A 379-nucleotide genomic window follows, 5' to 3' on the forward strand; every position below is an offset into this window, starting at 1 on the left:
CGCAGCAGGCGGGCGGACGAGCGCGGCAGCAGGACGGCGCGCAGCCGGGCGCCGCGGCCGGCGGCGGCGTGCAGCCCGGCCCGTACGCACTCGACGTCCTCCGCGAGCCCCGGCACCGGCCGGGGCCGCGGCGCATACAGCACCTGCTCGACCGCGGCGGCCACCCTGCCTGCGGACTCGGCGGCGGCCCCCTGCAGGGCGCCGGCGGTGACGATGCGGGCGGCGGCGCCGCGCGGGGAGCGGGAGTCGTCGGGCGGGATGCCGTAGTCCCAGGCGGAGTCCGTCAGTTCGCGCCAGGCCGCCAGTGTGCGCTCGGCAGTCGCGGCGTCCTCGGCGTTCACGTCCACAAGAGGGGCCGCACCAGGCGCCGCGCCCGGCA

1 protein-coding gene is annotated in these 379 nt (G+C 80.5%); it reads right to left on the bottom strand.

Translation table 11 applies throughout. The features are described from left to right. Positions 1–341, bottom strand: a 341-nt coding sequence (locus tag B7P34_RS36520; RefSeq protein ID WP_223268655.1) for a DUF4129 domain-containing protein, incomplete at its 3' end; no start/stop codon positions are given. Positions 342–379 lie beyond the last annotated feature (38 nt).

Origin of the sequence: Streptosporangium nondiastaticum (assembly GCF_003011965.1) — a bacterium.
In the GTDB taxonomy this organism is placed as follows: Bacteria; Actinomycetota; Actinomycetes; order Streptomycetales; family Streptomycetaceae; genus Streptomyces; species Streptomyces nondiastaticus.